This window comes from Desulfovibrio sp. 1188_IL3213 (assembly GCF_036763145.1).
GTDB lineage: Bacteria > Desulfobacterota > Desulfovibrionia > Desulfovibrionales > Desulfovibrionaceae > Desulfovibrio.
Window position 1 is genome coordinate 1 of the sequence record NZ_JBAIYR010000144.1, and the last position, 5,312, is coordinate 5,312.

Annotated in this window: 8 protein-coding genes; 4 read left to right on the forward strand and 4 right to left on the reverse strand. The window is 36.2% G+C overall.

Translation table 11 applies throughout. The features are described 5' to 3' along the window. Positions 1–66: 66 nt before the first annotated feature. Complete coding sequence (locus V6C16_RS07410; protein ID WP_015939237.1) at positions 67–390, reverse strand: helix-turn-helix domain-containing protein; 324 nt, start codon at positions 388–390, stop codon at positions 67–69. Between the two features lie 197 nt (positions 391–587). Between V6C16_RS07410 and V6C16_RS07415 the strand changes: the two genes are divergently transcribed. Further along, positions 588–917, forward strand: coding sequence for a hypothetical protein (locus tag V6C16_RS07415; RefSeq protein WP_015939238.1), 330 nt, complete (start codon positions 588–590; stop codon positions 915–917). A gap of 59 nt (positions 918–976) precedes the next feature. Beyond that, a complete protein-coding gene (locus tag V6C16_RS07420; RefSeq protein ID WP_333536641.1) occupies positions 977–2,557 on the forward strand; it encodes a primase-helicase family protein in 1,581 nt (526 codons plus the stop codon). A gap of 16 nt (positions 2,558–2,573) precedes the next feature. On the opposite strand, the gene V6C16_RS07425 is transcribed toward V6C16_RS07420, so the two are convergent. Together V6C16_RS07425 and V6C16_RS07430 are read right to left on the reverse strand one after the other, a co-directional pair. Continuing rightward, positions 2,574–3,596 carry a tyrosine-type recombinase/integrase gene (locus V6C16_RS07425; protein ID WP_333536640.1) on the reverse strand — a complete coding sequence of 341 codons (1,023 nt, stop codon included), beginning with the start codon at positions 3,594–3,596 and terminating at the stop codon, positions 2,574–2,576. Next, a complete protein-coding gene (locus V6C16_RS07430; RefSeq protein WP_333536639.1) occupies positions 3,596–3,736 on the reverse strand; it encodes a hypothetical protein in 141 nt (46 codons plus the stop codon). The genes V6C16_RS07425 and V6C16_RS07430 overlap by 1 nt, the downstream gene beginning before the upstream one ends. 416 nt (positions 3,737–4,152) lie before the next feature. Between V6C16_RS07430 and V6C16_RS07435 the strand changes: the two genes are divergently transcribed. Further along, complete coding sequence (locus V6C16_RS07435; protein ID WP_015939242.1) at positions 4,153–4,749, forward strand: hypothetical protein; 597 nt, start codon at positions 4,153–4,155, stop codon at positions 4,747–4,749. 170 nt (positions 4,750–4,919) lie between these two features. Then, positions 4,920–5,186 (forward strand): helix-turn-helix domain-containing protein, encoded by a 267-nt coding sequence (locus V6C16_RS14980; protein WP_081428308.1) that lies wholly within the window; start codon positions 4,920–4,922, stop codon positions 5,184–5,186. On the opposite strand, the gene V6C16_RS07440 is transcribed toward V6C16_RS14980, so the two are convergent. Next, the coding region (locus tag V6C16_RS07440; protein ID WP_333536638.1) for a hypothetical protein at positions 5,107–5,312 on the reverse strand (206 nt) is incomplete at its 5' end. The genes V6C16_RS14980 and V6C16_RS07440 overlap by 80 nt on opposite strands.

Below are 5,312 nucleotides of genomic sequence, written 5' to 3' on the forward strand. Positions count from 1 at the left end.
CTTAAAAGGGAGGTTCCGCACCTCCCTGCAAAAATCTGGACATCAATTTCCATACCCCAGAAGCAATCACTTGATTTTGAGCTTCGCCTTTAGCTGAATTTCCAGTTCATGAAGAACGTCAATTGGAGCAGCTTGGAGCAGCTTTTTAATCTTGGTGATTTGTTGACGGTGCTCACGGTCAGTCTTGGCAAAAATCTGGGCAGGCGTGAAGTTCAGAACCTGCCCAATCTTTTCATAAAAATTGATGGTTGCGTCCGGGGAACCCTCTTCGATTTTTCGGAGTTCAGCAATGGGAATTTCTGCTTTCTCGGCAAGCTGCTCCTGAGTGAGTTTCTTTGCTTCCCGCAGATTCACGATCTTTGCCCCAATGATTTTAAAAGACTCCATCATAAGTCATGCTCCTGTATGATTTTTTTAAAAAATATACAGGGTTATCGGGAAGTACACAGTTATTTTACCAGAAAAAGGCGGTCATTGTGACCGCCTTTTTTGCGTCTTTATTTCGCGGAAGGTTAACAATTCAAAAAAACATCGTAAAATCGGCGTAGCTTTCAAATTTTGTATAACCTTTAACTCAGGAGTTGGACATGAAAAAGATTGATATTAACGATTTTTGTGATTGCATTGCAGCTAACATGCCTTATGAGGGCATTAAGTACATGTTTAATATAAAAACTAAGGAGCAATTTAAAAGATATTTGTATGATGCTTCTGCCAAAAAAGGCGAAATTATCAATTATGAATTTCCAAAAAATAGTAATTCACGCGATGTTAGCTATTTAAAGGATGGTAGCATAAAAATTAATTCTAAATTTGTGAATAAAACATTAGGTAAAATTATGGCAAATAACAACGAAGTAAATATGAACATTAGTTTTGAGTGTGAAGCTAAACGAATTGTCATTGAATTTTGCTAGGTGATATGGGGGGAATTCTCCCCATAAAAATCAAACTTTATTAAATTAAGGAGTTTTATATGTCTTACAAGTCTTGGATTGATACGTCCTCATTGGATATGAATAATGAAGGGATTAGCTCTATTGTTGCTGAAACCAATAAAAAGCTTAGCGATTTTGATAAAAATCATTTTGTTTGTGAAGATGGTGGAAAATTTTTTGTTTATACTGAAAAAACTAATGAAGATGATAAATTCATGTTGACACGTCTTTCATATAAAGATTTTGCATTTAGGTATAATTGCAATGACATATATGTTCCAAGCGGTAAAAAGGATAGCCTTTTTACTAAAAAAGGCATTGCTTCATATTGGATGAGCTGTCCTCAAAAGAGGACATTTAATGGTATAATTTTTAACCCTAAATATAGTGGAAAGAATTTTTATAACTTGTGGCGCGGTTTTAAAATTACTTCTGATTGCGACGGCGAGTTTTCACATATTGAAAGACATCTAAAAGAGGTCTGGTGCAACGGGAATGAAGAACATTATTCATATCTTATAAAATGGTTTGCTCACATGATTCAATATCCCAGTAAAAAAGCTGGCGTTGCGCTTGTCATAAAGGGTGAGAAAGGCACGGGCAAAACTGGCTTTATTTCTAAGCTTGCTGAGAAAATTCTTGGAGAACATTATATGTTGGTTAGTTCTTCACATGATATCTATGGTAACTTTAATTCGCAACAATATGCAAAGTTACTGATAACTTTTGATGAAGCTATTTGGAATGGCGGTAAGAGCATGGAAGGAAGATTGAAGTCTTTGATTACTGATACAAATATCCTTATTGAAAAAAAGGGTATGGATGCTGAAATCAAGAAAAATTATTCTCGCTATATTCTTTTAACAAATGAGAAGTTTTCTGTACCTGCAACATATGATGAAAGAAGGTTTTTTGCATTAAGAATAAGCAATGAGCGTAGGAATGACATTAAGTATTTTGACGAGTTATATAAAGCGATGGAACATGAAATAGATAATTTCTTCGGATTCTTAAAAAAGTTTGATCTTTGTGAAGAAGATGTGTTCACACCTCCTGCCACTTCTGCTTTATTCGAAGATGTATTTGCAGGTATGGATTTTTTTGATCAATGGCTTTTTAACTTGATTGATGGGTACGTGATCAAACAAGAAAACAGTTTCTATTTATGGGATAATTCCATAGAAAAAATTGGATTTAATAAGCATGTGAGGACTAAAACATTATTTGATAACTTTATGGAGTCTAAAGAAAGGAGTGGTCAGTCATCATTTATTCATACAGTTACTAAATTTACGCAAAAGATGAGCAATGGCAAAAGGGATTCATATAGTTTTATTTATAGAAAATGTGAAGGGCAAAACTGTATATTTTTGCCATCAATTGATGAGGCAAAAAAAATTTATGAGAAGAAATTCTCTTGTATTGTTGAATGGACTGAACTTAATGAAAGCACCAGAGTTCTTAATTATAAAGAAACTTTAGAGCTGCTTAAAAAAGGTTTAGGCAAAAAATATCGCCAAAAAGATGCCATTAAAACGGCATATCATATGTATAAAGATAAACAATTCGCGGAGGAGTTTGGGCAGATCTTTGGCTCCAACACTTCTGGCGCGGCATAACGTGAGATATTCACAGCTAAAATAGCTGAGGCTTGGCATTCAAGGCCCTTTCCTTTTCTCCTTGGAGTTCATGGTAATAGGTATCTGCCGTCATTCTGGTGGAGCTATGCCCAAGGAGTTTGGAAACGGCCTTGAGGTCGCCGCCATTAGCAAGCATTGTTGAAGCGAAAAGGTGTCGGATGTCATAGAGCCTTACGGGGTAGTCAATCTTGGCTTTTTCAAGGGCGGTTTTGAATGCCCTCCGACAATGCTGGATTCCTCGTCCATTAACTTCAATAATGTACGGACTTTGGGCCACATCGCGCTTGTCCAGAAGGCGGGCTTTAAATTCAGGTGTGAGCGGAATGATCCGGTCTGACCCTTTTGTCTTGGTCCCTCTAACTCGAATGAAATTGTTGTCAAAATCAACATCTTGCCAGCATAGAGAAAATAATTCTGACTTCCCAGGGCGAGTACCCAAGGCCCATTCAACTTCAATAATCCATTTCAAATGGTCGGGAGCTGCTGCATAGATTTTTGCAAGGTCTTTGATCGTCAATAACATGTTACGCTGCGGCTCACGTTTCTTTTGCCAATGAGCCATAGGGTCATTGGTGGTCAGTTCATGGCGTATGCCAAACCGGAATATTACATGTAGGCTATCCATATAACGATTTTGGGTGGCGGCGGACTTATCTGCGAACCTCGCCGCCACTTTTAAAATATCCGTGAAGGATATCTGGTCAACAGGAGAATGGCAAAGCACTGGAAGAAAATGTTCATTTAATAAATACTTGAGAGTGCCAATCCAAGAAGTTGTCTTGTCCTTGATTTTGAGAAAATCAAGGTAGCATTGTCCTAAATCGTCAAGGTATATCTGCCGAAAATTCGAAAGTGCAGCCACCGTGTATATATGTCCAGTCGCTATTTCTGCTTGTCGTTTCAAAGCCTGCTCTTGTGCATCTGGATTATTCCCCAAATAATCCTTTTTAGGGCTAGAAAGCCCCGGCACTCGGTACTGAACGTACCATCTGCCAGACTTGGTTTGGTTAACAGCCATTAAACAATCCTCCTAAAGCCTGAACGGGTTTCAGATTCAATATTGGTAAATACTTCTGGGTTTTTCATCCATGCTTCAAGATCAAGAACTCTAATTCTATTTTTGTTTGGCCCATATTTGGGAATTTTATACTGTTCCATTATTCTTCCAAAATATGCAGCATTATAACTACAATATAGTGCTGCTTGTTTTATAGTTAAAATTCACGCATTTTTTTCCTCACATATATAAATAAGTATAGATATGTACACAGATATTTCGATTTAGTACATAATTATTTATAAAAAACGGAGGAATTAGAGTATGGAAAACCAAAATATGGAGAATAAAATAATGGAAAAATATTTAATTGAGGAAGATAATAAGGACTATTACGATTGAATTTTGAGAAGAGCAGTGTTGGAAAAAGACCCAAAGAAAAAATATGTAATCATTTCATCCTTAGATTTTTTATTTGCAGTAAAGGCTTCATCTAATGAAAAATGGATAAGAAACGCTAAAAGCATTGTAGAAAGATTCGTTAGGAGTTTGTAACTTCATTATAAGCGAGAATTAAATGAATGAAACTGTGGATTTTAAAGATGTGCTTTTACTAGAAAATTGTAGCATTACAGAAAAAAGCGGCAATATAAAATGCCCTTTTTGTAATAAATTGTCGTTTAAAATTTATCCTGATCAATTAGCTAAATGTCATAATAATGTATGTAACTGGTATGGTGATGTAATTCAATTTTATACAGATTTTAAGAAAATTAGCAGGAGTGAGGCATTTAAAGAGCTGGCTGGCAGGCTTGACCTGAAAAAGTCTATTGTTGAAATTAAAGAACAAACATTTGATGAAGCAAGGATGGCGTTGGCTGAGGATCTTGAATTTTTGTCTTGGTGCAGAATGTATTTTGCATTTTACAAAAATGATGTTGTAGATCAAAAAGTGTATGCTGAAAAATGTGGACTATCAAAATCTGCATTCAGCAGGATTTTAAATGGGAACATGGGCAATGCGCTTACATGGAGAAAGACAATAGTTATCTTGAAACAAGAGATTGATATTAAAAGGTTACAGAAAGATATTAAAAAAGGTATAAAATATTTTCTAGAAAATATACCTCCTGAATATATTAAAAAATACAGGATAAAGAAGAAAAAGAAGTAACCTGCTTTGCAGAATTCACGTCTACCTTTTTGAATATTTGAAAAATGTTCGACTAGTTTTAGAATGAGAAAAGGGCTGACACTTGTCAGCCCTTTTCTCATTTTTGCCTTGTGTAGGCTAGAACGTGAAGCGCAGCCCCAAGCTGATTTCATTAGCCGAAGGCATCTGGACTGCCTCAGGATCAGGCCGCTGATGCCTGCCAGCTCAGCGGCAAATACCTTGGAGAAGTTGAAAGAAGAGAAGTTAATGCGACCATTCTTGTGGTAGCGAAACTTGCAGACGCCTTTCAGGTAAACCTGCATGACCTATTGCTGTTTGACCACATTGCTTCTCAAGATGAGCTTATGAATAAAATTATCAAGATGGTTGCGAACTGCTCTGATGAAGAACGTACAATGATTTGCCGCATTTTGATCGCAATTCTAAAAAGACAATAAAATAATTGGATATTTTTTGTTGTAAGGGAGGCATAGAGCCTCCTTTTTTATTTGATTTGGGCAGATTGGCACTTTTGGCACTTTTGGGGTGGATATTTGCAAAAATATTCATGTGTATATAGTAAA